The organism is Mycobacterium sp. NBC_00419, from assembly GCF_036023875.1.
Classification (GTDB): domain Bacteria; phylum Actinomycetota; class Actinomycetes; order Mycobacteriales; family Mycobacteriaceae; genus Mycobacterium.
In genome coordinates this window covers 452,710-479,386 of the sequence record NZ_CP107931.1, presented here as the reverse complement: position 1 = coordinate 479,386, position 26,677 = coordinate 452,710, and the positions used below count along the sequence as shown (strand labels likewise).

The 26,677-nt window shown below is 69.1% G+C and carries 24 protein-coding genes; 15 read left to right on the top strand and 9 right to left on the bottom strand.

From position 1 onward, the window contains the following. Positions 1–27 precede the first annotated feature (27 nt). The 7 genes from tatA (at position 28) to OG976_RS02240 (ending at position 7,010) form a co-directional block, all read left to right on the top strand. Positions 28–294 carry a Sec-independent protein translocase subunit TatA gene (gene tatA, locus OG976_RS02270; protein ID WP_167101787.1) on the top strand — a complete coding sequence of 89 codons (267 nt, stop codon included), beginning with the start codon at positions 28–30 and terminating at the stop codon, positions 292–294. Positions 295–357: 63 nt separating this feature from the next. After that, positions 358–1,263, top strand: a complete 906-nt coding sequence (gene tatC, locus OG976_RS02265) for a twin-arginine translocase subunit TatC (RefSeq protein ID WP_328363073.1) — start codon at positions 358–360, stop codon at positions 1,261–1,263. Further along, positions 1,247–4,018, top strand: coding sequence for a DEAD/DEAH box helicase (locus OG976_RS02260; protein ID WP_328357322.1), 2,772 nt, complete (start codon positions 1,247–1,249; stop codon positions 4,016–4,018). Before tatC ends, OG976_RS02260 begins: the two co-directional genes overlap by 17 nt. A 56-nt stretch (positions 4,019–4,074) precedes the next feature. Beyond that, positions 4,075–4,923, top strand: a complete 849-nt coding sequence (locus OG976_RS02255; protein ID WP_328357319.1) for a DUF4333 domain-containing protein — start codon at positions 4,075–4,077, stop codon at positions 4,921–4,923. Between the two features lie 146 nt (positions 4,924–5,069). Then, positions 5,070–5,906 carry an SH3-like domain-containing protein gene (locus tag OG976_RS02250; protein WP_328357316.1) on the top strand — a complete coding sequence of 279 codons (837 nt, stop codon included), beginning with the start codon at positions 5,070–5,072 and terminating at the stop codon, positions 5,904–5,906. Between the two features lie 19 nt (positions 5,907–5,925). Continuing rightward, entirely contained in the window at positions 5,926–6,663 is a 738-nt protein-coding gene (scnC, locus tag OG976_RS02245; RefSeq protein ID WP_328357313.1) for a thiocyanate hydrolase subunit gamma, read from the top strand. Beyond that, positions 6,660–7,010, top strand: a complete 351-nt coding sequence (locus OG976_RS02240; RefSeq protein WP_328357311.1) for a thiocyanate hydrolase — start codon at positions 6,660–6,662, stop codon at positions 7,008–7,010. Before scnC ends, OG976_RS02240 begins: the two co-directional genes overlap by 4 nt. 7 nt (positions 7,011–7,017) lie before the next feature. Here the strand turns inward: OG976_RS02240 and OG976_RS02235 are convergent, their stop codons facing one another. Both OG976_RS02235 and OG976_RS02230 read right to left on the bottom strand, forming a co-directional pair. Next, complete coding sequence (locus OG976_RS02235) at positions 7,018–8,187, bottom strand: LLM class flavin-dependent oxidoreductase (RefSeq protein ID WP_328357309.1); 1,170 nt, start codon at positions 8,185–8,187, stop codon at positions 7,018–7,020. Positions 8,188–8,292: 105 nt separating this feature from the next. Further along, positions 8,293–9,261, bottom strand: a complete 969-nt coding sequence (locus OG976_RS02230; RefSeq protein WP_328357306.1) for a 5'-3' exonuclease — start codon at positions 9,259–9,261, stop codon at positions 8,293–8,295. Positions 9,262–9,296: 35 nt separating this feature from the next. On the opposite strand from OG976_RS02230, the gene OG976_RS02225 reads away from it, so the two are divergent. After that, on the top strand, positions 9,297–10,418 hold the full coding sequence (locus OG976_RS02225) for a M24 family metallopeptidase (protein WP_328357303.1): 1,122 nt from the start codon (positions 9,297–9,299) through the stop codon (positions 10,416–10,418). Here the strand turns inward: OG976_RS02225 and OG976_RS02220 are convergent. Together OG976_RS02220 and OG976_RS02215 are read right to left on the bottom strand one after the other, a co-directional pair. After that, positions 10,415–12,172: an MOSC and FAD-binding oxidoreductase domain-containing protein gene (locus tag OG976_RS02220; RefSeq protein WP_328357300.1), complete on the bottom strand. Its 1,758-nt coding sequence runs from the start codon at positions 12,170–12,172 to the stop codon at positions 10,415–10,417. The genes OG976_RS02225 and OG976_RS02220 overlap by 4 nt on opposite strands. A 17-nt stretch (positions 12,173–12,189) precedes the next feature. Next, a complete protein-coding gene (locus OG976_RS02215) occupies positions 12,190–12,603 on the bottom strand; it encodes a F420-dependent biliverdin reductase (protein WP_328357297.1) in 414 nt (137 codons plus the stop codon). Between the two features lie 36 nt (positions 12,604–12,639). Here OG976_RS02215 and OG976_RS02210 point away from each other — a divergent pair, with 36 nt between their 5' ends. Genes OG976_RS02210 through OG976_RS02195 form a run of 4 tightly spaced genes read left to right on the top strand, consistent with a single transcriptional unit; the run spans position 12,640 to position 16,044 of the window. Then, the gene (locus OG976_RS02210) at positions 12,640–13,389 is read left to right on the top strand and encodes an SDR family NAD(P)-dependent oxidoreductase (RefSeq protein ID WP_328357294.1); all 750 of its coding nucleotides are present in this window, start codon (positions 12,640–12,642) and stop codon (positions 13,387–13,389) included. After that, positions 13,386–14,567 carry a precorrin-6y C5,15-methyltransferase (decarboxylating) subunit CbiE gene (cbiE, locus tag OG976_RS02205; RefSeq protein WP_328357291.1) on the top strand — a complete coding sequence of 394 codons (1,182 nt, stop codon included), beginning with the start codon at positions 13,386–13,388 and terminating at the stop codon, positions 14,565–14,567. Before OG976_RS02210 ends, cbiE begins: the two co-directional genes overlap by 4 nt. Further along, a complete protein-coding gene (cobM, locus tag OG976_RS02200) occupies positions 14,564–15,319 on the top strand; it encodes a precorrin-4 C(11)-methyltransferase (protein WP_328357288.1) in 756 nt (251 codons plus the stop codon). The genes cbiE and cobM overlap by 4 nt, the downstream gene beginning before the upstream one ends. Beyond that, positions 15,319–16,044: a cobalt-precorrin-6A reductase gene (locus OG976_RS02195; RefSeq protein ID WP_328357285.1), complete on the top strand. Its 726-nt coding sequence runs from the start codon at positions 15,319–15,321 to the stop codon at positions 16,042–16,044. The genes cobM and OG976_RS02195 overlap by 1 nt, the downstream gene beginning before the upstream one ends. A gap of 7 nt (positions 16,045–16,051) precedes the next feature. Here OG976_RS02195 and OG976_RS02190 read toward each other — a convergent pair whose 3' ends face one another. The 5 genes from OG976_RS02190 to OG976_RS02170 form a co-directional block, all read right to left on the bottom strand. Beyond that, on the bottom strand, positions 16,052–17,560 hold the full coding sequence (locus OG976_RS02190) for an amino acid permease (protein WP_328357282.1): 1,509 nt from the start codon (positions 17,558–17,560) through the stop codon (positions 16,052–16,054). A 109-nt stretch (positions 17,561–17,669) separates the two neighbouring features. Beyond that, positions 17,670–19,187: a precorrin-2 C(20)-methyltransferase gene (locus OG976_RS02185; RefSeq protein ID WP_328357279.1), complete on the bottom strand. Its 1,518-nt coding sequence runs from the start codon at positions 19,185–19,187 to the stop codon at positions 17,670–17,672. Further along, positions 19,184–19,810 (bottom strand): precorrin-8X methylmutase, encoded by a 627-nt coding sequence (locus OG976_RS02180; protein WP_328357276.1) that lies wholly within the window; start codon positions 19,808–19,810, stop codon positions 19,184–19,186. Before OG976_RS02180 ends, OG976_RS02185 begins: the two co-directional genes overlap by 4 nt. A 16-nt stretch (positions 19,811–19,826) precedes the next feature. Then, positions 19,827–20,939, bottom strand: a complete 1,113-nt coding sequence (cobG, locus tag OG976_RS02175; protein ID WP_328357273.1) for a precorrin-3B synthase — start codon at positions 20,937–20,939, stop codon at positions 19,827–19,829. A gap of 32 nt (positions 20,940–20,971) precedes the next feature. Continuing rightward, positions 20,972–21,913, bottom strand: a complete 942-nt coding sequence (locus OG976_RS02170; RefSeq protein WP_328357270.1) for a TauD/TfdA dioxygenase family protein — start codon at positions 21,911–21,913, stop codon at positions 20,972–20,974. Between the two features lie 95 nt (positions 21,914–22,008). Between OG976_RS02170 and cobN the strand changes: the two genes are divergently transcribed. From cobN to OG976_RS02155, 3 genes are read left to right on the top strand one after another with little or no spacing between them, the layout of a single operon-like run. After that, the gene (gene cobN, locus OG976_RS02165) at positions 22,009–25,641 is read left to right on the top strand and encodes a cobaltochelatase subunit CobN (RefSeq protein ID WP_328357267.1); all 3,633 of its coding nucleotides are present in this window, start codon (positions 22,009–22,011) and stop codon (positions 25,639–25,641) included. 54 nt (positions 25,642–25,695) lie between these two features. Next, entirely contained in the window at positions 25,696–26,076 is a 381-nt protein-coding gene (locus OG976_RS02160; protein ID WP_328357264.1) for a PPOX class F420-dependent oxidoreductase, read from the top strand. 23 nt (positions 26,077–26,099) lie between these two features. Beyond that, on the top strand, positions 26,100–26,630 hold the full coding sequence (locus OG976_RS02155; protein WP_328357261.1) for an FxsA family protein: 531 nt from the start codon (positions 26,100–26,102) through the stop codon (positions 26,628–26,630). Positions 26,631–26,677 lie beyond the last annotated feature (47 nt).

Genomic DNA, 26,677 nt, shown 5'->3' with positions numbered 1-26,677 from the left:
TCGAACCGACATCTGGAGGTGACCAAATTGGGTGCTCTACAACCGTGGCACTGGCTGATCCTTATCGCCGTGGTCGTGTTGCTTTTCGGGTCGAAGCGGTTGCCTGATGCTGCGCGTTCGCTCGGCAAGTCGATGCGAATCTTCAAGTCCGAAGTCAAGGAACTGCAGAACGACAACAAGGCGGAGACCCCGGTCACGCCTGTTCAGCCCGCGACGCAGGTCCAGTCCGAACGTGTCGAGGCTCCGGTGACACCACCGCCGGCCCAGAACCCGACCGACGCCCGACCGGCCTGAACCGACCGCGAACCGGCGCCCAGGCGCCCGTAGTCAGACGCTGCCGTGCGCACTCCTAAGTTCATGTCGCGGCGCAAGCGCCGTACGAATCCCGACGGGACGATGTCTCTCGTCGACCACATCCGCGAGTTGCGGACCCGCCTGCTGATCTCGATGGGTGCCGTCGCGGTCACCACGGTGTTCGGCTTCCTCTGGTACAGCCACGGCTTCTTCGGCCTGGAAAGCCTCGGCGAGTGGCTGCGCGCCCCGTACTGCTCGCTGCCGCCGTCCGCGCGCGCCGACATCAGCGCCGACGGCGGTTGCCGGCTGCTGGCCACCGCGCCCTTCGACCAGTTCATGTTGCGGCTCAAAGTCGGCATGACCGCAGGCATCGTGCTGGCCTGCCCGGTCTGGCTCTACCAACTGTGGTCGTTCATCACGCCCGGGCTGTACAAGAATGAGCGCCGCTTCGCGATGGCGTTCGTGACGGTCGCCGCGACCCTGTTCATCTCCGGCGCGGTGCTGGCCTACATCGTGTTGTCGAAGGCCTTGCACTTCCTGTTGACCGTCGGCAACGACGTGCAGGTGACCGCCTTGTCCGGTGACAAGTACTTCGGTTTCCTGATCAATCTGCTGCTGGTGTTCGGGGTCAGCTTCGAGTTCCCGTTGCTGATCATCATGTTGAACGTGGTCGGCGTGCTGCACTACGAGAAGCTCAAGACCTGGCGCCGTGGGCTGATCTTCGGAGTATTCGTCTTCGCCGCGTTCGCGACGCCGGGCTCGGACCCGTTCTCGATGCTGGCGCTGGGACTCGCGTTGACGGTGCTGATGGAGTTCGCGATCCAGATCACCCGCCTGCATGACAGGCGCAAGGCCAAGCGCGAAGCGCAGCAGAGCGCCATCCCCGACGATCAGGCCGCGCCCATCGAGCCGCCCGAACCGGTGGCCTCGCCCGCCCAGTACGCGGCACGGCATGACGACATCACCTGAGGCCGGCCTCGCGCAGTTCGCGGAGCTGCTGCCCTTCCAGCTCGACCCGTTCCAGGTTCAGGCGTGTGAGGCGCTGGAGCGCGGACACGGTGTGCTGGTCTGCGCGCCGACCGGTGCGGGCAAGACCGTCGTCGGCGAGTTCGCGGTCCACCTGGCCCTGGCCGCTGGGCGAAAGTGCTTCTACACCACGCCGATCAAGGCGCTGAGCAACCAGAAGCACAACGATTTGGTCCGCCGTTACGGCGCGCAGAACATCGGCTTGCTCACCGGAGATCAGTCGGTCAACGGGGACGCACCCGTGGTGGTGATGACCACCGAGGTGCTGCGCAACATGCTGTATGCGGGTTCGGATGCGCTACACGGACTTTCGCATGTCGTGATGGACGAGGTGCACTTCCTGGCCGACCGGATGCGCGGAGCGGTGTGGGAGGAGGTCATCCTGCACCTGCCCGAAGACGTGCGCCTGGTCAGCCTGTCGGCGACGGTGAGCAACGCCGAGGAGTTCGGCGGCTGGATTCAAACCGTGCGCGGGGACACCACCGTCGTCGTCGACGAGCACCGGCCGGTGCCACTGTGGCAGCACGTCCTGGTCGGTAAGCGGCTGTTCGACCTGTTCGACTACTCCGCCGGCAACGCCCCGGCCGGTAAGCAGCACCTCGTCGACCCGGAGCTGATCCGCCACATCGTGCACCGCCGCGAGGCCGAGCGGCTCACCGACTGGCAGCCGCGCCGCCGCGGCCCCGGCCGCCCCGGTGGTGGACCGGGTCTGCACCGCCCGCCGTCGCGCCCCGACGTCATCGCCGCCCTGGACCGGGAGGCGCTGCTGCCGGCGATCACGTTCATCTTCTCCCGGGCCGGCTGCGATGCCGCCGTCAAGCAGTGCCTGCGCAGCCCGCTGCGGCTGACCGACGATTCCGATCGGGCGCGCATTGCCGAAGTCATCGACCGGCGCTGCGCCGATCTGGCCGACGCCGACCTGGCGGTACTGGATTACTACGAATGGCGCGAAGGCCTGCTGCGCGGATTGGCCGCCCACCACGCGGGCATGCTGCCGATCTTCCGGCACACCGTGGAAGAACTGTTCACCGCCGGTCTGGTCAAGGCCGTGTTCGCCACCGAGACACTGGCGCTGGGCATCAACATGCCGGCCCGCACGGTGGTGCTGGAGAAGTTGGTGAAGTTCAACGGTGAGCAGCACATGCCGCTGACGCCGGGGGAGTACACCCAGCTGACCGGACGCGCCGGGCGCCGTGGCATCGACGTCGAGGGGCATGCCGTTGTCATCTGGACCCCGGACGTCGAACCGGCCGAGGTCGCCGGACTGGCCTCGACCCGTACCTTCCCGCTGAAGAGTTCGTTCGCCCCGTCCTACAACATGACGATCAACCTGGTGAACCAGATGGGGCCCGAGCAGGCCCGCCAACTTTTGGAGCGGTCGTTCGCCCAGTTCCAGGCGGACCGCTCGGTGGTCGGACTGGTTCGCGGATCCGAGCGGGGCGAGAAGATGCTCGACGAGATCGCCGCCGAACTCGGCTGGGACCGTCGCGCCAAGCCGGTGCCGGAACCCGCGGTCCTCGACTACGTGCGGCTACGCGCCAAGATCAGCGAACGGGAGCGCTCCCAATCCCGGTCATCGCGGCTGCAGCGCAGGCAGGCGGCCAACGGCGCGCTGGCCGGGCTGCGCCGCGGCGACATCATCAACATCACCCAGGGCCGGCGCGGCGGGCTGGCGGTGGTACTGGAGGCGGCCAACGACGCCGACGATCCCAGGCCGCTGGTGCTCACCGAAGATCGTTGGGCCGGAAGGATTTCCTCGGCCGACTACCCGGCTGCTGCCGCGCCGATCGGTTCGATGTCGCTGCCCAAGCGGGTCGAGCACCGCCAGCCCAGGGTTCGCCGGGACCTGGCCTCGGCGCTGCGGTCGGCGGCGGCCGGCCTTGTCGTCCCGGCCGGGCGCAAGCGGCGGGCCGGTGGTGACGACGAGGCCGACATCGATCCCGAACTGATCAAGCTGCGTGAGCAGATGCGCACACACCCCGCCCATCGGATCGCCGACCGGGAGGCCAAGGTCCGCATCGGCGAGCGATACCTGCGGGTGGAGCGCGACAACGAGCAGATCCGCAACAAGGTCAGCGTGGCGACAAACTCGCTGGCCCGCACGTTCGACCGGATCGTGGGGCTGCTGACCGAGCGGGGCTTCATAGACAATCGCGGGGGCGTGCCGAAGGTGACCGCCGACGGCCGGCTGCTGGCCCGGATCTACAGCGAGAGCGACCTGCTGGTGGCCGAGTGCCTGCGCACCGGGGTGTGGAAGACGCTGCAGCCCGCCGAGCTGGCCGCGGTGCTCTCGGCCGTGGTCTACGAGTCCCGTGGCGGCGACGGCCCGACCCAGGCGGTCGAGATGCCGACCCCGGGCGTACGGCGCGCGCTCGTCGAGACCCGCAGGCTGTCCGGACAGTTGCGCGCCGACGAGAACCGGCACCGGATCGCCCCGACGCGTGAGCCCGACGAAGGGTTCGTCGCCGCCGTCTACCGCTGGGCGACCACCGGGAACCTGGCAGCCGCTCTGGACGCCTCCGATATCACCGGAACGGGCACCCCGATGTCGGCCGGGGACTTCGTCCGCTGGTGCCGCCAGGTGCTCGACCTGCTCGACCAGGTGCGCAACTCCGGACCCGACACCGCGTTGCGTAGCGCAGCGAAACGCGCCATCGACGATGTCCGGCGCGGCGTCGTTGCTGTTGATAGCGGGTAGGGTGATGCAAACGCTACGGTGGGAGCGGCGAATCGCTACCAGACCAAGGAGAGACGATGAGCGGACCGCAGGGATCTGACCCCAACCCCTGGCAGGCTCAGCAGCCCGCCCAGGGTGAGGATCAGCCTGCCCCCAGCTCGGAGCAGCCGCAGTCGACGGCGCCGTCCTGGCAGCCTCCGGCGAACCCGGACCCGCAGGCGACCGAAACTCCGGCCTGGCAGCCCACCGGTGGTGAGACCCCGGCCTGGCAGCCGCCGGCCTACAACCAGCAGCAGCAGTACCCGCCGTACGGTCAGAACCAGCCCGGCTACCCGCAGCAGCCATACCAGCAGCCGACCGAGTACAACCCCGCCGCCTACGGCCAGCCCGGCCAGTACGCGCAGCCTCAGTACGGCCAACCGCAGCAATACGGACAGCCGCAGCAATACGGACAGCCGCAGCAATACGGCCAGCCGCAGCAGTACGGTCAATACCCGGGGCAACCGGGTCAGCCTGGACAACCGGGCCAGCCGGGTCAGCCCGGCCAGTACCCGCAGTACCCGCAGCCCGGCTCCGAGGAGGCCGCCAAGAAGTCGACGGCGGCGATCGGCATCGTGATCGGTGTGCTGGCGGCGATCATCCTGGCCGTGGTGTTGGTGCTCGGATTCTGGAAGCCCGGCTTCTTCGTCACCACCAAGCTCGACATCAACAAGGCGCAGCAGGGTGTTCAGCAGATCCTGACCGACGAGACCAACGGCTACGGTGCCAAGAACGTCAAGGACGTCAAGTGCAACGACGGCCAGAACCCGACGGTCAAGAAGGGTGACACCTTCACCTGCGAGGTCAGCATCGACGGCACCAAGCGTCAGGTGACAGTGACCTTCCAGGACGACAAGGGCACCTACGAGGTCGGTCGGCCCAAGTAGGCCGGAGACATAGCCGCCTGGCGGCGGTCGACGTGAACAGCCGGTGAATTGACGCGGTCGCAGCCGAATTGCGCTGTGCGCCATCGCGGAATCGGGCTGCCGTAATTTCATCTCTGCGTTGCCGTGCGGTGCTAGCGTCATAGGGCATGAGCACTGCGGCAGAACGTGCGGAACAGCTGGCGCTGATTTCCCGGCTCAAGACGACCTTTCCGGAAGTGTCCGAGTGGCCGATGCCCGACGAGGTGGACAGCGCCCATTACTGGGCCTACCAGAAGACGGTGCACGACGTCGGCGGCGAGTTGCAGGTTCCGCTGCCGTACGAAGGCAAAGAAGAAGAGCAGTGGGAATTGATGACCTACGTGCTCTGCGAGGTGCTCGGCTGGCGGGGTATCTGGGTCTCCGAGGAGCGCCGCCGCATCGGCAACGTCGACGTCGGCCGTCCCATCTATCTGGGCCTTCCGTACTACAGCCGGTGGCTATGGGCGGTGGGCCGGCTGCTCATCGAGAAGGGCTACATCAGCTGGGGTGAGCTCACCGATCGGCTGGCGGAGGTGCAGGGCCGCTACGCCGGCGGGTTGGCCGGGCGGCTGCCGGACGCCGAACCGAAGTTCGAGGGCGACGGCTCGAACGTCAAGCGCAACAGGCATCATCGCGCTGCCGTCGGCATCGGCGACCCGCAGATCTATGCCGGCAAGGCGGGCCCGGCCAAGTTCAGAGTCGGCGACGGCGTCATGGTGCGCGACCTGCCCGCCATGTTCTACACCCGCACCCCGGAATACTGCCGCGGCGCCCGCGGCGTGATCGCCGAGGTCACCTACGAGAGCCCGGCACCTGAGGACGAGGCGTGGGACCGTGAGGATGCCGCCCCGGAATGGTTCTACATCGTGCGGTTCAAGCAGGCCGACCTGTGGGACACCTACACCGGACCCGATACCGACACCCTGCAGACCGAGATCCCCGAGCGCTGGCTGCAAGCCCTCTGAGAAGGAGTTCACCACTTCGATGTCTGATCACGGGCATGACCACGACCACGACCACGACCACGACCACGACCACGACCGGACCGTCAAGCCGATGGTCGACGAGATCACCGACTTCGAGGTCCTCGAAATCGCGCTGCGCGAATTGTGCATCGAGAAGGGTCTTTTCACCGCCGCCGAGCATCGCGTCTTCACCGAGTACGCCGAGCAGATCGGGCCCACCCCGGCAGCCCGCCTGGTGGCCAAGGCATGGCTGGACCCGGAGTTCAAGAAGCTCGCGCTGACCGACGCGATCGCCGCCGCCAAGGAGGTCGGCGTGGACTGGCTGGACCCGACCGGGTTCGGCACGCCGAGCGACTTCGTGGCGTTCAAGATCCTCGAGGACACCCCCACCCTCCACAACGTCATCGTCTGCGCGCTGTGCTCGTGCTACCCGCGGCCGATTCTCGGCAACTCCCCGGAGTGGTACCGCACCCCCAACTACCGGCGGCGTCTGGTGCGCTGGCCGCGACAGGTGTTGTCCGAGTTTGGGTTACAGCTGCCCGATGACGTCGAGGTGCGGGTCGAGGACTCCAACCAGAAGCACCGCTTCATGGTGATGCCCCTGCGCCCGGCGGGCACCGACGGCTGGACCGAGGACCAGCTGGCCGAGATCATCACCCGCGACTCCCTCATCGGGGTGGCGCTGCCCAAGCCGGGCGTCACCTCCAACGTGTACACGACGGCCCGCCCGGCCGTGCGTCCCGTTGTCGGGTCATGAGCGACGACGACTTCGTCGTTCTCGACGAGATTGTGCAGCGCCGCCAGACCTGGTCGGCCATGGCCGCCAAGTACGGTGTGGAGAACCCGCTGCCGCCGTGGAAGACGAGCCTCGACGGGCTGTGTGATGTGCTCGACAAGTCTTGTGCCACAGAGGATGTGGACTTTACGTTCAAGCAGCGCCGCGACGAGGAGGACGAGCTGTCCGCCACCCGCTACGCCGACCTGCCGTATCCGGAGAACCAGCTGGTCTCACTGGCCCATTCCCTGATGGCCCGTGGGCTCATCGACGAGGCCGAACTCCGGCAACGCCTGGATGCGGTGCGGGCGCGCCTGGAGGCGCAGTAGCACCGGATCAGCGCGCGGCGCCGACGAACGGGATCGACGCCGGTGCAGCCTGAGTGGCCGGCCCGTCGAACAGGCCGCGCTCACGCAGGATCGGGACCACGCCTTCGCCGAACCAGAACAATTCCTCCAGATGCGGGTAGCCCGAGAAGATGAACTCGTCGATCCCGATCTCTGCGTACTCGGCGATCCGGTCGGCCACGTCGGTGTGGCTGCCCACCAACGCGGTTCCGGCCCCGCCGCGGACCAGCCCGACGCCGGCCCACAGGTTCGGCGCGATCTCCAGACTGCGGGCGTCATGCCAGGAGCCGTCGGACCGGCTGGCCTCGTGCAGCGCGAGCATCCGGCGCTGGCCCTCGGACTGACTGCGCCCCAATCCGGCCTGCGCCGAACGCACGGTCTCGTCGTCGAGGGCAGCCACCAGCTTGTCGGCCTGCGACCAGGCTTCGCTCGCCTCGTCGCGCGAGATGGTGTGCAGGCGGATCCCGAATCGGACGCTGCGGCCCTCCTCGGCGGCCAGCTTGCGGATCCACTCGATCTTCTCGCGGACGGCGGCCGGTGGCTCGCCCCAGGTCAGGTACACGTCGGCGTGGCGCGCGGCGATCGGGCCCGCCGCAGCCGAACTGCCCCCGAAGTACAGCGGGGGGACCGGGTTCGGCGGCGTGGCGAGGCTGGCCTCCTCGACGCTGACGTACTCACCGTGTGTGGTGACCGTCTCACCGCGCCAGAGCCTGCTGACGATGTCGAGGAATTCGTCGGCGCGCGCGTAGCGGGCGTCCTTGTCGAGATGGTCGCCGAAGGCCCGCTGCTCGTGGGCCTCTCCGCCGACGACCACGTTGAGCAGGATGCGGCCGGGGGCGTGCCGGGCGAACGTGGCCGCCATCTGCGCCGACAGCGTGGGACTGACCAGGCCTGGCCGGAACGCCACCAGGAATGCCAGCGAGGTGGTCTCCCGGGCAAGCAGCGCGGCCGTGATGAACGCGTCCTCGCACCAGGCGCCGGTCGGAATCAGAGCGCCGGTGAAGCCGAAGGTCTCCGCCCCGCGCACGATCGAGGCGAGGTAGTCGATGGACGCGTCCCGGTCGCTATGCGCGGCTCCGGCCGGTGTCCCGTGGCCGCCACCGACGATCAGTCGGCTGTCGCCGTAGGTGGGCAGAAACCAGTGCAGCTTGATCGACATAACACGGACCTTAGACAATCCGCCTGCGCGCCCGCGGCGTTGCCGAACCCCGCACCGCCCGTCAACTGCGGCCATGATTTTCGTCGGCGTGATTCCGACGCACCGTCAGCCGGGCAGCGAGTCCAGCGCCTTCTGCAGCCGCGCGATCGACGAGCTCACCCCGTAGGCCTGCGCCAGCTCCGCCACCCTGGCCGGGTCGGCAGCTGACAGGGGCAGCGTGTCGTCGGCGGTGGAGAACTCCACCGGGGCATCGCGGGCCACCGCCACCACCGGTCCGGCTGCCTCGATGTAGTCGATGGCCGCCAGGATCTTGGACCGAGATGCCTTGGAAAGCGTCGATTTCGGGTCGTGTGCGGCCGTCAGGATGTCATCCAGGGAGCTGTATTGCGCCAATAAAGTGGCGGCGGTCTTCTCGCCGATGCCGGGCACCCCGGGCAGTCCGTCGGACGGGTCGCCGCGCAGCAGGGCGAGTTCGGCGTATGCCGGCCCGGCCCGATGCCCAGGCACGCCGTACTTCTCGGCGACCTCGGCCGGGCCGAACATCACCGCGTTGGACAGTCCCCGGCCCAGATACAGCACACGGATTTCGACCGGGTCGTCGGCGACGAGTTGCAGAAGGTCCCGGTCGCCGCTGACGACGACGGTCCGGTGCCGCCGTTCGGCGGCGGCCAGGGTGCCCAGCACGTCGTCGGCCTCGAAGCCCGGCGCCCCGGCAGCCGCGATCCCGAATGCGTCGAGCAACTCCATGATCATGTCGACCTGGGGGCTCAGGTCGTCGGGAACCTCTTCCAGGTCAGGCTCGTCGCTCGGGCTCTCCTGCGCGACGCGGTGCGCCTTGTACGACGGGATCGCATCGACCCGGAACTGGGGGCGCCAATCCAGGTCGAGGCACACCACCAGCCGGCTGGGCCGTTCCCGGGTGACCAGCGTGGCCACACTGTCGATGAAGCCGCGCACCGCGTTGACGGGTCTGCCGTCCGGTGCGGTGATCGACGACGGCACCCCGAAGAACGACCGGAACCACATGCTGGCACCGTCGAGCAGCAACACCGGGGCGGACGAGTCGTGCGGCACGGTGTGATCGTATGCCCGCGGCTAATCTTGCAGCTATGAGCGCCAGCCGTTTCCCATCCGACGTGTATGCCCGTCGGCTCCATGCCGCCGCAGCCGCGGCGTCCCAAGCGGGGCTTGCGGGCCTGATCGTCACACCGGGATACGACCTGCGCTACCTGCTGGGGTCGCGGGCCCAGACCTTCGAGCGACTGACGGCGCTGGTGATTCCCGCCGCGGGTGCGCCCGTCGTGGTGCTGCCGCGGCTGGAGCTGGCGTCGCTGAAGGAGTCCGCGGCCACCGACCTCGGCCTGTCGGTGCAGGACTGGGTGGACGGCGAGAACCCGTACGACATCGTCGCCGAGGCTCTCGGTGGGCACGCCCGGGTCGCGGTGACCGACTCGATGCCCGCGCTGCACCTGTTGCCGCTGGCCGAGCGATTGGGCGCGGTGCCGGTGCTGGCCACCGACGTCCTGCGCGAGCTGCGGATGCACAAGGACCCGGCCGAGATCGATGCGCTGCGCACCGCCGGCGCCGCAATCGACCGGGTACACGCCCGGGTGCCTGAGTTCCTCAAGCCCGGTCGCAGCGAGGCTGACGTCGCCGCCGATATCGCCGAAGCCATTGTGGCCGAAGGGCATTCGGAGGTGGCCTTCATCATCGTCGGCTCCGGGCCCAACGGCGCCGACCCGCACCACGAATGCTCAGATCGGGTATTGCAGGACGGCGATATCATCGTGGTCGACATCGGCGGCCCGGTCGAGCCGGGCTACAACTCCGACTGCACCCGCACGTATAGCCTCGGCGAGCCCAGTGCGCAAATCGCCGAGCAGTACGCGCTGCTGCAGCAGGCGCAGGCTGCCGGTGTGGCGGCGGTGCGGCCGGGGGTGACCGCAGAGCAGGTCGACGCCGCGGCCCGCGATGTGCTGGCGCAGGCCGGGCTGGCCGAGTACTTCGTGCACCGCACCGGCCACGGGATCGGCTTGTCGGTGCACGAGGAGCCCTACATCGTGGCGGGCAACGACCTGCCGCTGGCCGAGGGTATGGCGTTCTCGGTGGAGCCGGGAATCTACTTCCCGGGCCACTGGGGAGCGCGCATCGAGGACATCGTCATCGTCACCGATGACGGCGCGCTGGCGGTCAACAGCCGCCCGCACGACCTGGTGGTCGTCCCGACCTAGAGGTCGACGACGACGTCCTCGGTCGGCTGTGCGCAGCAGATCAACACGGTTCCCGCCGCAGGCGGATCGAGCGGTTCGGGGTCATAGCGGACGGTCCCCGACAACAGCGGTGTCTCGCAGGTGTGGCACACCCCGGTGCGGCACGCCCAGCGCGTCGGGACGTCGCAGGCTTCGGCGAACTCCAGCAGCGCCGGATACCCGGCGCCCCACGGTGCGGACACCGCGCTGCGGGCGAACGACACCTGTGGCCCGTCGCCGGGTTCTCCGGTAGGCGGATGGGGTGCCGCCGCCGCGGCCGGAGCCGCCACGCCGGGCGTCAAAGCCGCACCGGCGCCGAAGGTTTCGGAGTGAATGCGGCCGGGATCCAGGCCGCAGTCGGCCAGTGCTGCGCTCACGGTCGTCGTGAAGGACGCCGGCCCGCAGATGTAGGCCTCGGCGTGCGCGGGCAGCGGCAGTTCGCGCAGCATGGCCGGTGACAACCGCCCGGCCGCGTCATAGTCGGTGCCCTGATGGTCCGAACTGTCCGGCCTGCTGTAGGCGATGTGACGATGCGCGCCGGTCAGTCTGTCGAGGACCGTGCGGCTTTCGGCGGCGAATGTGTGCTCGGACCCGTCGCGGGCACCGTGTAGCCACCACACCTGCCGCCCCGGCTGCCGGGCGGCGAGCTGGTACAGCATTGAGAGCACGGGTGTGACACCGACGCCGGCGCTCACCAGTACCACCGGCGCGTCACCCTCGGTGAGGAAGAACGCGCCCCGCGGAGCGGCCACCTCGAGGGTGTCGCCGACCTGCACGCCGGATGCGATGAAAACGCTTGCCGCGCCGTATCGTTCGCGCTTGACGCTGATCCGGTAGGTGCCCGATCCGGGCTCATTCGACAGCGAGTAGGTGCGGACCAGTGGCGGTGCACCGCCGCCGGGCCGCAGCTTGACGGTGATCGACTGGCCCGCCAGCCAGTCGGGCAGCGGTGCTCCGTCGGCGGAGGCAAGCGTCAGCGATCGCACGTCGCGGCTCTCCTGATGCGCCGCGGTGACCGTCAGCGGACGAAAGCCCGCCCACGCCGGTGCCGGTGCGGCAGCACCGGTGAGCCCGGCGTTTCCCGCCACCTCGCCGTCGGCGTCGGCCAGTGCCCGCAACGACGCCTGCCATCCGGGGCTCAGCGCCGGAATCCTCAGCGCCCGTTGCACTTCTGCGCGCGGATGGCCGGGCAGGTACAGCAGCGCGTCGATCTCGGCCACGCTGATCTGTTCGGGCCCGCTGGCGACCTTGACGATCTCCTGGCCTGCCTGCACCTGGCCTTCGGTGATCACCCGCAGGTAGAAACCCGGCCGCCGGTGTGCCACCAGCAGCGCCGCCATCCGCGGTTCGTCCAGCCGTAACCCGACCCGATAACACGTCACCCGCGGCTGGCTGACCTCGAAGACGGCATCGCCGACGCGGTAGCGATCACCGATGCACACCTCGTCGTCCGCGAGCCCGTCGACGGTGAAGTTCTCGCCGAAATGCCCGTGCCGCAGGTCTGCGCGGTTCAAGAAGTCCGCCCAGTGCCGGTAGGAGTCCAGCTGGTAGACCAGCACCGCCCGCTGCTCACCGCCGTGGCCGCCGAGGTCGCCCTGACCATCGCCGTCCACGTTGAGCCTGCGCACCATGCGTGGCCCGTCGACGGTCGTCTTCCACGCGCCGGTATGCACCACGCGGTCGTTCCACGCGACATCTCGGGGGAGTCCGACGTTGACGGCTACCAGCGTGGCCACTGCGCGGGCCTCCCGGCTCAGACCTTCGAGCGATCCAGCAGGCTCGACGAACCGAGCACCCGGGTGACATGGACTTCGATCACGACTCGGCGCGGGTTCGGCCGCGGAGTCCGGTAGCGCTGGGCATACCGCAGTTCGGCTTCGCGGACGGCCGCAGGATCCCGGTTGACGCTCGCCTGGCCCTCCAGCGACAGCCAGCGGGCGCCGTCGACCTGAGACAGCACACCCACCCCGGACCGCTCGGCGTTGATCGCCTTCTGCGAGCCGTCGCTGGTGATCACCCGAGCGATATGCGTAATGGGGTCGAAGGTGAACCCGACGGCCACCACATGCGGCGAGGTGTCGGCGCGCAGTGTGGTGAGCATCGCCAGATGCCGCTCGGTGAGAAAAGCGAGCGCTTCGCTGGTCAGCCTGGTTGTGGAGTTCGCCATCAACCTCCACGCTAGCGCAGTGAATAATCGACTGCTGTGAGTGACACGGGGGCCGGGCCGGTCGTGATCTTCGGTGGCCGCAGCGAGATCGGCCTGGAGGTTGCGACGCGGCTTGCGCGGGGTGCCACGGTGGTGCTGGCCGCCCGGGGTGCCGACCGGCTCGACGCGGAGGTGGCCGCGGTTCGCGCCGCCGGGGCCGCCGCGGTGTACACCGTCGAGTTCGACGCCGACGACCTCGCCTCCCACGGCCCGCTGGTCGACCAGCTCGTGGCCGAACACGGTCCCATCGGCACTGCAGTGCTGGCGTTCGGCATCCTCGGCGACCAAGCCCGCGCCGAAGCCGACGCCGCCCATGCCGTCGCGGTCGTGCACACCGACTATGTCGCGCAGATCAGCCTGCTGACCCACCTCACGACCGCGATGCGCAGCGCGGACCGGGGGGAGCTGGTGGTGTTCTCCTCGGTCGCCGGGGTGCGCGTGCGCCGGGCCAACTATGTGTACGGCTCGGCCAAGGCCGGCCTCGACGGGTTCGCCTCCGGACTTGCCGACGCGCTACACGGCACCGGGGTGCGGCTGCTGATCGTGCGGCCGGGCTTCGTCATCGGCCGGATGACCGAGGGCATGGACCCCGCACCGCTGTCCAGCACGCCCGCCCAGGTCGCCGAGGCGACCGTCCGCGCGCTGTCGAAGGGCCGCCGCACCGTGTGGGTGCCGTGGGCGCTGCGGCCGATGTTCTTCGGGATGAAGCTGCTGCCGCAAGCGGTCTGGCGGAGGTTGCCCCGATGATCGTGGTGGTCGGTATCGGAGCCGACGGCATGGCCGGGCTCTCCGAGCAATCCCGCCGTGAATTACATTCCGCAACAGTTGTTTACGGGTCACAGCGTCAGCTCGACCTGCTCGACGACACGGTCGCCGCCCCCCGGCAAACCTGGCCGTCGCCGATGATGCCCGCACTGGCGCGGCTGCTCGACGACGACCCGGCCACTGACATCCATGTGGTCGCCAGCGGTGACCCGCTACTGCACGGTATCGGCACCTCGCTGATCCGGCTGCACGGCGCCGGCCGGGTGCGGGTGCTGCCGCATGTGTCGTCGGTGACGCTGGCGTGTGCCCGGATGGGCTGGGCCGCGCAGGACACCGAGGTCATCAGCCTCGTGACCGCCCCGGTGCATACCGCGGTGCGCCGCGGTGGCCAGGCGGTGGTGTTGTCCCGCGGCGCCGCGACACCCACGGAGCTCGCCCGGCTGCTCGTCGAAACCGGCCGCGGCACTTCGGAGTTCACCGTGCTGGAGCAACTCGGTGGGTCCGGGGAACGGGTCCGCAGCCACGCGGCCGACGCGTGGGCCGCCGCACCGCCCGGCGATGTCGACGACCTCAACGTCGTCGCCGTCCAGTACCTGCCCGACGAGCGGATCGCCCAGGCGCTACCCGACGACGTCTTGCACCACGACGGCCAGCTCACCAAGCAGACCATCCGGGCGGTCACCCTGGCTGCGCTCGCGCCGCGCCCCGGTGAACTGTTGTGGGATGTCGGGGCCGGCTCCGGCAGCATCGCCGTCGAATGGTGCCGCAGCGCACCCGGCTGCCGGGCCGTCGCATTCGAAACCCACCAGGAGCGACGGGACCGCATCCTCGCCAACAGCCACGCCTTCGGCGCCGACATCGATATCCGCGGCGCGGCACCGGACGGCTTCGAGGGCGCCCCGCAACCCGACGCCGTCTTCATCGGCGGCGGCCTGACCCACCCCGGCCTGCTGGCTGCATGCCTGGACCGGCTGCGGCCCGGCGGGCGACTGGTCGCCAATGCCGTCACAGCGGAGTCTGAATCACTTGTCCTGGAATGGTATTCACGTCGCGGCGGTGAACTGCGCCGGTTCCAGCACTACCGCGGTGAGCCGCTCGGCGGGTTCACCGGCTGGCGCCCGGCGATGCCGATCACCCAGTGGACGGTGAGTGCACTGTGACCATCTACTTCATCGGTGCCGGGCCGGGCGCGGCGGACCTGATCACCGTGCGCGGGCAGCGACTGCTGCAGCGCTGCCCGGTGTGCCTGTACGCCGGGTCGATCATGCCGCAGGACCTGCTGGCGCTGTGCCCGCCGGGGGCCAAGGTGGTCGATACCGGGCCGCTGACCCTCGACCAGATCGTCGACGAGCTCGCCGCCGCAGACGCCGCCGGCCACGACGTGGCCCGGCTGCACTCCGGGGATCCGTCGATCTACAGTGCCGTGGCCGAGCAGTGCCGTCGTCTCGAGGCACTCGGAATCGGTTACGACATCGTGCCCGGTGTGCCGGCGTTCGCCGCCGCGGCCGCCGCGCTCGGCCGTGAACTGACCGTGCCCGGTGTGGCGCAGACCGTCACACTGACCCGGGTGGCCACGTTGTCCACCGCAATGCCCGACGGTGAGGACCTGACCACGCTGGCCAAGGCAGGCGGGACGCTGGTGATTCACCTTGCCGCGCACCGGATCGACGACATCGTGCCGCAACTGCTCGGCGCCGGCTACCGGCCCGCCACCCCGGTGGCTGTCGTGGCATTCGCGAGCTGGCCGCAGGAGGTCGTCCTGCGGGGCACGCTGGCCGACATCGCGCAGCAGATGCACGACGCGTCGATCACCCGCACCGCGGTGATCATCGTCGGCGACGTGCTTGCCGCCGAGGGTTTCACCGACAGCTACCTGTACTCCTCCGGGCGCACCAGGGGCAGCAGGCACTGATGCGCATCCTGCTCCTCGGCGGGACGGGCGAGGCCAGGGCGCTGGCCGCCCGGCTGCACCCGGACACCGAGATAGTCAGCTCGCTGGCCGGCCGGGTTCCGGACCCGGCGCTGCCGGTGGGGCCGGTCCGCATCGGCGGCTTCGGTGGTGTCGACGGATTGGTGCAGTGGCTGCGCGACAACGGAATCGGCGCAGTCGTGGATGCCACCCACCCGTTCGCAGCCACGATGACCGCGCACGCGGCGCAGGCGTGTGACGACCTGACACTGCCGTATGTGGTGCTGGCCCGGCCGGCCTGGGATCCCGATGGTGCGATCGTGGTGAGCTCGGACTCCGAGGCCGCCGACGTCGTTGCCGGGCAGGGCTATTCGCGGGTGTTCCTGACCACGGGCCGCTCGGGGGTCGCGCCGTTCGTCGACAGTGCCGCGTGGTTCCTGATCCGCGTGGTCACCGCGCCCGACCCCGAGGTGTTGCCTGCCCGCCATCGGGTGCTGCTGTCGCGGGGACCGTATGCCTACGACGGCGAGTGCACGCTGTTGCGGGACAACGGGATCGATGTCCTGGTGACGAAGAACAGCGGGGGAGAGCTGACCAGGGCCAAGCTGCACGCCGCCCACGACCTCGGCGTGCCCGTGGTGATGATCGAACGTCCACCGTTGCCGGCCGGCGTGTGGACGATCGGCACCGTCGATGAGGCGGTCGACTGGGTGCGGCGGCTGTCGTAGCGCGACGTCACACGCTCGCGGAGTTCCGTTTCTTCGCCGCCTCGGCGTCAGCCTCGCGGGAGTAGTTCGGATCGGTCGCGAGCCGGCTGTGCCGGCGCCCGTGGATGAAGTAGACGACGATACCGAGCACCATCCAGATGCCGAACCGGATCCACGTTGCGGCAGGCAGATTGAGCATCAGGTAGAACGCCGCGAGGACGGCGAGCACCGGCACCACCGGGACCCAGGGGCACCGGAACGCGCGCTCGAGGTCGGGCCGGGTGCGTCGCAGCACGATCACTCCGATGGCGACGAGCACGAACGCGAACAGGGTGCCGATGTTGACCAGTTCGGCCAGCGCCGTCAACGGTACGAACGTCGAGATCAGCGCGACGACGATGCCCGTCAGCAGGGTGGTGCGGATCGGGGTGCCGAACCGGGGGCTGACTTTCGCGAAGACCGGGGGAAGCAGGCGGTCGCGGCTCATCGCGAAGAACACCCGGCTCTGGCCGAGCATCAGGATCATCATGACCGTCGTCAGCCCGAACAGCGCGCCGACCGAGATCACGTTGGCGTAGCCCGGGTGCCCGACTGATCGGAATGCCTCGGCCAGTGGGGCGTCCACCTTGATGTCGGTGTACTTGACCATTCCGGTGACGACGAGTGAGACCGCCACGTAGAGGATGGTGCAGATGCCCAGTGAGGCGAAGATGCCGATTGGCATGTCCCGCTGCGGGTTCTTGGTCTCCTCGGCGGCAGTCGCGACGATGTCGAAACCGATGTAGGCGAAGAACACCAGGGCGGCGCCGGTGAAAATGCCACTGATCCCGAACGCGCCCGGAGCCAGGCCCATGTCCTGCAGCAGCGACGGTGTCACGTCCCCGCCGCCGGCGGCCGGCGAACCCGACGGCGGGATGAACGGCGAGTAGTTGGCGGTCTTGATGAAGAACGCGCCGGCCACGATGACCAGCAGCACGATGGCCACCTTGATCACCACGAACACGAAATTCACCTGCGAGGAGATCTTGATTCCGACGCACAGGACCGCGGTCAGGATCAGCACGATGGCCGCGGCGACGAGGTTGTGGCCGTCGCCGTAGGCGAAGTCCGGGATGGTGATCCCGATGCCCTTCATCACGTCGGCGAAATAGCTCGACCACCCGACCGCGACAGTGCTCGCACCGAGACCGAGCTCCAGGATCAGGTCCCAGCCGATGATCCAGGCGACGAGCTCGCCGAGACTGGCGTAGGAGAATGTGTATGCCGAGCCCGCCACCGGCACCGTGCTCGCGAATTCGGCGTAACACAGCGCGGCCAGTGCGCACGCGATGCCGGCGAAGACGAACGACAGCGCGATGGCCGGACCGGCCTTCTCCCCGGCGGCCTCCCCGGTCAGGACGAAGATGCCCGTCCCGATGACCACCCCGACGCCGAACACGGTCAGCTGTAGTGGCCCAAGTTCCTTGCGCAGCTGGTGATCGGACTCCTCGGTATCAGCGATCGACTGCTCGACGGTCTTCGTGCGTGTGAGGTTCATAGCTCTCCGCCTGTCGCGTAGGTGCCGCGCTACCCACGCCCCTGTGCGCCGTAGCGGCCAGGGGAGAGATGCCCACGCCGACGGGAACGCAAACCGATTGGGGGTGAGTTCAGCCCGGGTAACGCCGCGGGGTGAACACCGTGTCGCCGTACCACTGGGTCTGCGACGAGCCGATGATGAGCAGACAACGCATGTCGACGTCGGCCTGATCCAGGTCGGCAAGCCGCACGATCTGCACCGACTCCTGCGGACCGGCGACGTCGCGCCCGATCACCACAGGGGTGCCCGGATCCCGGTGCTCGAGCAGCAGATCCCGCATCGCACCCACCTGCCAGGTGCGGGTCTTCGATGCCGGGTTGTAGATCGCCAGCACCAGATCGGCGGCGGCTGCGGCGGACAAGCGGGCCGAGATGATGTCCCAGGGCTTGAGCCGGTCGGACAGTGAGATCACCGCGTAGTCATGTCCGAGCGGGGCGCCGACCCGGCTGGCGACCGCTTGGGCCGCCGTCATCGCCGGTATCACCCGGACCGTCACATCCGGCCACTGCTTGGCCTCTTCGAGCACGGCGGTGGCCATCGCGAACACCCCGGGATCACCCGAGGAGATCACCGCGACAGCGCGGCCCTGCTCGGCGAGTTCACAGGCCAGCCGGGCGCGAGCGGGTTCATCGGTGTTGTCGCTGGGATGGCGAATCTGACCGGCGCGCAACGGAATCCGGTCGAGATACGGGCCGTAGCCGATCAGGTCGGTGGCGGCGTCCAGCTCGCGGAGGCTCTGCGGGGTCATCCAGTCGAGGTCACCGGGGCCCAGGCCGACGACCGCGACCCCACCGGTCACGGGCTTGGCCGGCCGGGCGACTCCCGTGTCTGATGTCGCCGCCGAGGCGGCTCCCATGTCTGATGTCGCCGCCGAGGCGGCTCCGGGAACAATCGCGATCGAGAAGTACGGCACGCTGTCCACATCGACCTCGCCCGCGGGCAGCACCCGCTGCGCGTCGGTACTGGCCCGCTCGACGTAGAACGCCTCGTCGAGGCGGCCTGCGATCGAAAGCGCTTCGCGCACTTGTGGATAGGTGCGACCGAGCTTCATCACGACCGCGGCGTCGGCGTCGGCGAGCCGTCGGGCCAGCTCGCGTACCGGCAAGGTGCCCGGCAACACCGAGAGCACCTCGTCGCCGGTCACCAGCGGGGTGGCGATCGCTGCCGACGCCGCACTGACCGACGTCACCCCGGGGATGATCACCGCCGTGAACCGTGCCGTGAGCCGGGTATGCATGTGCATATAGGAGCTGTAGAACAGCGGGTCGCCCTCGGCGAGCAATGCGACGTCGCGCCCGGCGTCGAGGTGCGCGGCGATCCGCTCGGCGGAGTCGCGGTAGAAGTCCTCCATGGCGCCGCTGTAGCCGCCCGGGTGGTCGGTGCTCTCGGTGGTCACCGGGTAGACCAGGTGCTCTTCGATCTGTCCGGGCCGCAGGTAGGGCTCGGCGATGGCGCGGGCGATGCTGCGGCCGTGCCGGGCGCTGTGGAAGGCCACGACGTCGGCCTCGGCGATGGTGCGGGCCGCCTTGACCGTGACGAGTTCAGGGTCACCCGGGCCCAGCCCGACGCCGAACAGCGTGCCGCTCATTCGCGTTCGCTCGCAATCGCATTGACGGCCGCGGCCGCCATCGCGCTGCCGCCGCGGCGGCCCCGCACCACCAGGTACTCCATGCCGCGGGGGCGCGCGATCAGTTCGTCCTTGGACTGTGCCGAGCCGACGAACCCGACCGGCCCGCCGAGTACAGACACCGGCGCCGCCACACCCTCGTCGATCAACTCCAGCAGCCGGAACAACGCGGTGGGGGCGTTTCCGATGGCCAGCACCGCTCCGCCGAGCCGGTCGGCCCACAGTTCCACGCCTGCGGCCGAGCGCGTGGTCTCCCGTCGCCTCGCCAGCTCAGGGGCGCGCGGGTCGGCCACCAGCGACACCACCTCGTTGCCCGCGGGCAGCCGCGCTGCCGTGATACCTGCGGCCACCATCGACGAGTCACACAGGATGGGGGCGCCAGCGGCCAGCGCGGCATGCGTCGCCGCCACGACACCGGGGGTGAAGGCGACGTGCTCGGTGAGGTCGACCTGCCCGCAGGTGTGGATCAGGCGAACCACCGCGCGTGCGACATCCTCGGGAAACGAGGCCAGGTCAGCCTCGGCGCGGATCGTCGCGAACGACTGCCGATAGATCTCGGCGGCGTCGCGGGTGTAGTCGAGCACCTGACCACCCTACGACCTAGCGTTCCAGGGCTTGGAAGCCGTCGCCAGAGGCCACCAGCACTGTGCCCGACGGCGGACTCCCACAGGCCCTTTCGCAGCCCACATAGTGCACATGCCCGTTCTGAGTCTGGTCGGCCACCGCCCTGGTGGCCTCGGCCCGGACGTCTGCCGCCGACTTCTCGCAGCCCGGGCTGCCGACGCACGCACTGACGTTCAGCCAGCGTGAGTTCGCGTCGAACACCAAGCCCAGCGGGGCGAGCACCCGCAGCGAGGTGTCGGCCACCGGTTCGGAGAGGTCACACACCAGCAGCGAACGCCACGGCGTGATCACCACCGGGGCGTCGATCGCGGCCACGAACTGGGCCTGCCGGGCCTGCAGCACGCCCAGCGGCACCGCGGCGCCCAGTGCCACCCGTTCGTCGTCCTGAACAATCCAGCCCACTGGCGGCCGCGAGGCCGGGGGATAGGTGGTCCCGGCCGGCTCGGTCACTGCGAAACCGGACACCAGCGCAGAAGCATCGTCCAATTCGCTGACCCGCCAAGCATTTCCGCGGATATCCACGAAGCGGCGGGCAACGGTGAGCAGGGCCGGAACGACCTCGTCGGCACCGAGTCGGACGCCGGTGTCCTGCCCGGCCAGCAACAGTGCGACCCGCTCGCCCAGCACATGCGCCCCGGCGTCGGCGCGCTGTCCCGAGACGTCACCGCTGCCGTCGTCGATGCTGAACATGAACCTGCCGGGCAACCCGGCGAGTTGCGGGTCGGCCTGGATGGCAGCGTCCAGCTCGATGACCCACGGCCGCACGTCGGCCAGTCCACCGACGCGTCCCGACAGCGGCGAGGCGAGGATGTTGCGCACCCGCTCGTGGCTGGGTGACGGCAGCAGTCCCGCGGTGGCCGCCGCCTCGGCCACGGCCTCGGTGTCGCGCACCGCGCGTAGTTGCAGATTGCCGCGCACCGTCAGCTCGATGGTGCCGTTGCCGTACTCGACGGCAGCGTGCGCCAGCGCCTCCAGCTGGGCGGGTGTGATCATGCCGCCGGGAACCCGCAACCGGGCCAGCGCGCCGTCGGCCGCCCTGTGCACCTGCAGTGCACCCGGGCAGGCGTCGTCATCGCGCGTTCTGCTCACCCGTCCACCGTACGGGCGTCAGCTACCGAAGATCACCCGACCGGAACCGGCTGGGCGGCAGCCACATCAGGGGCCACCACATCGGAGTAGTGCGAGGCGTCGCCGGCGATCGACTGGCCGAACTCGCCGTGGATGTCGACCGGGATGTCACCGGCCAATGTCACCCGCCGCAGATAACGCGGCTGACCGTCGTAGTCGGCGACGCCGTAGTGCTGGGTGGCACGGTTGTCCCACACCGCGAGGTCGCCTTCGGCCCACGTCCACCGCACGGTGTTCTCCAGCCGGGTGATGCGGTTCTGCAGCAGCGCGAACAGGGTGGCCGACTCGGCACTGCCCAGTCCGACGAACCCCCTGACGAAGTTGCCCAGCAGCAGGACCCGCTTGCCGGTCTCGGGGTGCACCCGCACCACCGGGTGATTGGTCTCGTAGTAGTCGGACACGAATTCGTCGCGGTATTGCTTGGCGTCGTCGGTGAGTTCCCCGTCGAGTTCGGGACGGTCAGCGGCGTAGTCGTAAACGTTGCTGTGCGTTGCCCACAGGTTCTCGACCAGCGCCCGCAGCGGCGTGGGCAGCTGGTCGTAGGCCGCCTCGGTGGATGCCCACACCGTGCTGCCGCCATAGCTGGGCAGGGTCACCGCGCGCAGCAGCGACGCCTTCGGGATGCGGTCGACGAAGGTGACGTCGGAATGCCACGCGTTGGCGGCGCCGAATCGCGAGTCGATCGGCAGCACGGTGTCACCCCGGGAGGTCACGGTGGGATGGGCGATCGTGGGGACCCCGAGCAGCCGGGCGAAGGCGACCTGTCCGTCGTCGTCGAGGTGATGCTGGTCGCGGAAGAAGATCACCTTGTGCTCCAGGAGCGCGGCGCGAATCCCGTCGACGGTCGCGGGGTCGAGCTGGCCGCCGAGACGAACACCGGAGATCACCGCGCCGATGTTGGCGCCGAGCTTGGAAACGTCGATCGAAGAGGTCATGACGCGATCCTCGGCACCGTGCACACCGGCGTACACCATTGCGCTAGCCACGATCCGAATGGGCTCTACCTGCGGTCGTACGGTACGAATGGGGGGTGCCTCCCACTGTCTTGCTGTTGTCGACGTCCGACACCGACCTGATCACCGCCCGCGCCGGCGGCGCGAACTACCGGTGGGCGAACCCGACCCGGCTGGCTGCCGGTGAACTCGGTGGGCTGCTCGACGGCGCCGACGTGGCGGTGGTGCGGGTGCTGGGCGGCTACCGGGCCTTGCAGAACACCATCGACACCGTCATCGCCAGCGGGGTGCCGGCAGTGGTGGTCAGCGGCGAGCAGGCGCCGGACGCCGATCTGATGGAGCGCTCTAGCGTGCCCGCCGGCATTGCCATGCAGACCCACATCTACCTCGCGCAGGGCGGTGTGGAGAACCTGCGGCAGCTGTACGCCTTCCTCTGCGACACCGTGCTGATGACCGGCTTCGGCTTCGCGCCGCCGGCGGACACCCCTTCTTGGGGGGTGCTGAACCGGGGATGCAGCGCCGGGTCGGGGTGTCCTGCCGGTACCCCATGCTTCCCGGAGTCGTCCCGGGCACCCGTGCCCACCGACGCACCCACCGTCGCTGTGCTGTACTACCGGGCCCAGCAGCTGGCCGGCAACACTGCCTACGTCGAGGCGCTGTGCTGCGCGATCGAACTGGCCGGCGGGTTACCGCTGCCGGTGTACTGCACCTCGCTGCGCACGCCCGAGCCTGAACTGCTGGAGCTGCTGGGAACCGCCGACTCCATGGTGGTGACAGTGCTCGCCGCGGGTGCGGCGGTGCCGGCGGCGGTGACCGCCGGCGGCGACGACGACAGCTGGAATGTCAAACACCTTGCTGCCCTTGATGTCCCGATCCTGCAAGGGCTCTGCTTGACGAGCTCACGGGCGGCCTGGGCGGCCAGCGACAATGGTCTGAGTCCCCGCGACGTGGCCACCCAGGTCGCGGTTCCGGAGTTCGACGGCCGCATCATCACGGTGCCTTTCTCGTTCAAGGAGATCGACGCCGAGGGGCTGATTTCCTATGTGCCCGATCCGGAGCGGTGCGCCCGGGTGGCCGGGCTGGCGGTCAACTACGCCACGTTGCGCCGGGTCGCCCCGCAGGACAAACGGCTAGCACTGGTCTTCTCGTCGTATCCGACCAAATACAGCCGGATCGGCAACGCCGTCGGGCTGGACACCCCTGCCAGCGCCCTGGCGCTCCTGAATGCGTTGCGGGACAACGGCTACCGGATCGGGGAGATACCCGGGGTGGAAGCCGGCGACGGTGACGCGTTGATGCACGAGCTGATCGAGCGTGGTGGGCTGGACCCGGACTGGCTCACGCAGGGACAGTTGACCGACCGGGCGATCCGGATCCCGGCGGCGGCCTACCAGACATGGTTCGAGACGTTGCCAGGCGAACTGCGCGAGTCGATGGTGCGGCATTGGGGCCCGCCGCCGGGTGAGCTGTTCGTCGACCGCAGCCGCGATCCCGACGGCGAGATCGTCGTCGCGGCAATCCAATCCGACAACATCGTGATCCTGGTGCAGCCACCGCGTGGATTCGGTGAGAATCCGATCGCCATCTACCACGATCCCGACATGCCGCCCAGTCACCATTACCTGGCCACCTACTTCTGGCTGCGACATGGCTTCGGCGCGCATGCGGTGGTGCACATCGGCAAGCACGGCAATCTGGAATGGCTGCCAGGAAAGACCGTCGGGATGTCGGCGAATTGCGGTCCCGACGCGGCGCTGGGCGACCTGCCGCTGATCTACCCGTTTCTGGTCAACGACCCCGGCGAGGGCACCCAGGCCAAGCGGCGGGCGCACGCCACCATCGTCGACCACCTCATCCCGCCGATGGCCCGTGCCGAAAGCTACGGCGATACCGCACGCCTGGAGCAGCTGCTCGACGAACACGCCAACATCGCCGCGCTCGACCCGGCCAAACTGCCCGCAATCCGCCAGCAGATCTGGACGTTGATGAGCGCGGCCAAGATGGATCACGATCTCGGCCTGGCCGAACGCCCCGCGGATGACTCCTTCGACGACATGTTGCTGGGAGTGGACGGCTGGCTGTGCGAGATCAAGGACGTCCAGATCCGCGACGGACTGCACGTCCTCGGCGCGGCCCCGGTCGGGGATGCCGAACTGGACATGGTGCTGGCCATCCTGCGGGCCCGGCAGTTGTTCGGCGGCGAGCAGACCATGCCCGGACTGCGTCAGGCCCTCGGCCTGGCTGAGGACGGCACTGACGACCGCGCCGCCGTCGACGAGGCCGAAGGGCAGGCCCGCGGCCTCCTCGCCGGGCTGCAGGCGAGCGGCTGGGACGCCGGGCACGTCGACGCCCTGACCGCCGACCCGGCCGTCGCCGGGATCCTGCGGTTCGCCGCGCACGAGGTGGTGCCGCGGCTGGCTGGCACAGCGACCGAGATCGCCGCGGTGCTGCGCGCGCTGGAAGGCCGCTTCATCCCGGCCGGCCCGTCGGGTTCGCCACTGCGGGGACTGGTCAACGTGCTGCCCACGGGACGCAACTTCTACTCGGTTGATCCCAAGGCCATGCCCTCGAAGCTGGCCTGGGAAACCGGTGTCGCGATGGCCGATTCACTCCTCGAGCGCTACCGGACGGATCACGGCGAGTGGCCGAGATCGGTGGGCCTGTCGGTGTGGGGCACTTCGGCGATGCGCAACTCCGGCGACGACATCGCCGAGGTGCTGGCGCTGCTTGGGGTCCGACCGATCTGGGACGACGCGTCCCGGCGGGTGGTCGACCTGGAGGCGATCACGCTCGATGAGCTGGCCCGGCCCCGTATCGACGTGACGGTGCGGATCTCCGGGTTCTTCCGTGACGCCTTCCCGCACGTCGTGACGATGCTCGACGATGCGGTGCGCATGGTGGCCGCCCTCGACGAGCCTGTCGAGCAGAACTTCGTCCGCGCGCACGCCCAGGTCGACCTCGCCGAGCACGGTGATGAGAGACGAGCCACCACAAGGATTTTCGGCTCCAAGCCGGGCACTTACGGAGCCGGCCTGCTCCAGCTGATCGACAACCGCAACTGGCGCGATGACGCCGACCTCGCCGAGGTCTACACGGCGTGGGGCGGGTTCGCCTACGGCCGAGACCTCGACGGCCGCCCGGCCGCCGAGGACATGTCGACGCAGTACCGCCGGATCGTGGTGGCGGCGAAGAACCTGGACTCCCGCGAACACGACATCGCCGACTCCGACGATTATTTCCAGTACCACGGCGGCATGATCGCCACCGTGCGGGCGCTGACCGGACAGGCCCCGACGGCCTACATCGGCGACAACACCCGGTTCGATTCGGTGCGGACCCGCACCCTGACCGAGGAAACCGCCCGGGTGTTCCGGGCCCGGGTGGTGAACCCGCGGTGGATGGCGGCGATGCGCCGGCACGGCTACAAGGGCGCCTTCGAGATGGCCGCGACGGTGGACTACCTGTTCGGCTACGACGCCACGGCGGGGGTGATGGCCGACTGGATGTACGAGCGGCTCACCGAGGCCTACGTGCTGGACCCGGAGAACCGCAAGTTCATGAACGAGTCGAACCCGTGGGCGCTGCACAGCATGTCGGAGCGGCTGCTGGAGGCGGTCGGCCGCGGCATGTGGGCCGAGCCCGATCCGCAGACGCTGCAGGGGTTGCGCCAGGTGCTGCTGGAAACCGAGGGCGATCTCGAAGCGCGCTAGCGCGCTAGATCCGGCGGGCAGGAGCGAAGCGACTCGGGAAGCTACATTGTGGCCATGGCTACCACTTTCGCCGACGTGATCAAGGCGCAGTACGTATCGCTGACGACGTTCACCAAGGACGGCCGGCCCAAGCCGACGCCGATCTGGATCGCACCCGACGGAGATCGGGCCCTGGTCATCACCGGCCGCGACTCGTGGAAGGTCAAGCGGATCCGCAATACCCCGCGGGTGACCCTCGCCGTCTGTGACCGCGGGGGCAAGGTGACCGGCGAAACCGTCGAAGCGGTGGCCACCGTGCTCGACGACGCCCAGATCGAGACCGTCTACAGCGCCATCGGCAACCGCTACGGGCTGCTCGGCAAGGTCTTCAACTTCTTCAGCAAGCTGCGCGGCGGATCACACCGCAACGTCGGCCTGGAACTGCGCGCCCCCTGAAACTCACAGGGTCCTATCAGTCGGTGGTGGAACCCGGCCGCACCCCGGGTCGTTGCCTGTACATGGTGATGCGGACGTTTCTCGTCTACGCGCTCGTCGAGTTGGCGGTGCTGGCCGCCCTGACCTGGTCTATCGGGCTGGGCTGGACGCTGCTGGTGCTGCTGGCCACCTCGGTGGTCAGCGTCGCGCTGGCCGGCTCCCAGGTCAAGCGGCAGATCGCCCGTTTGCAGCGGACCCGCACCAACGCCCAGGGCGCGGTGGCCGACGGCATGCTGGTGGCCCTCGGGACATTTCTGGTGTTCATCCCGGGACTGGTCACCACGGCTCTGGGCGCTCTGATGCTGCTGCCGCCCACCCGAAGCGCCGTGCGCCCGCTGGCCGGGATCCTGCTCACCCGGGGCATCGCCCGACGGGTCAGCGTGGTCAACCTGACCGCCCCCGGCCGGATGTATTCACCTCCGCGATACACCGGTGACTACATCGACGGCGAGGTCATCGACGATCAGGGCTACGGCCGCATCCACGACGCCAACATCGTCCGGCGCTACAACTAGCGCCACGCGGCTTCGACCTTCTTCTTCCCTCGCGGGACACTGACCGA